Here is a 615-nt window from a genome sequence, read left to right on the forward strand (position 1 = left end):
TATCGCAGCTTAGTACGTCCTTCATCGCCTCTATCACCCAAGGCATCCACCATTTGCCCTTAAAAGCTTTTTGTATTTTTAAGGATACTGCCTTATTGAGCATATCTAGCTTCGTCTTTTGGACGCTTTTAAGGGAGTTTGGTTTTTGCTTGTGCGATAGACGTCAAGTCTTATCTCCGCGCAAAAACCTACACAACCCTTAAAATCGCCTCAAAATACTTCGCTATATAGGCTCAATACACTCAATAGATTCTATAAACTTACGAATTTATGGAATCTAAATAAGTATATTTAGCCACTCAATAAAGCAAGTATGTCGCGTAATTGTAGTTAAATTTACTATTACTATTTAGGCTATTAACAATAAGATTTCAAATAACATTAGAACTTTAAATAACGCGTGTCTTAAAGTCTAATGCAAAAGTTTTAGAATCTAGATTCTATAAAAATCAAAAACCCTTGCATTAAACTTTAACACTAACATTTAAAAGAACATTCCATAAAGAACAATTCATAAAAGATGGTGGAGAATAGCGGGATCGAACCGCTGACCTCCTGCGTGCAAAGCAGGCGCTCTCCCAGCTGAGCTAATTCCCCTTAGATAATTTTAACTTT

General features: G+C 35.4%; 1 tRNA gene. It reads right to left on the reverse strand.

The window, feature by feature from the left end:
* Positions 1-521: 521 nt before the first annotated feature.
* Positions 522-597: transfer RNA gene (locus LS71_RS09385), tRNA-Ala, on the reverse strand.
* Positions 598-615: the final 18 nt, after the last annotated feature.

It is taken from the genome of Helicobacter jaachi, assembly GCF_000763135.2.
In the GTDB taxonomy this organism is placed as follows: domain Bacteria; phylum Campylobacterota; class Campylobacteria; order Campylobacterales; family Helicobacteraceae; genus Helicobacter_C; species Helicobacter_C jaachi.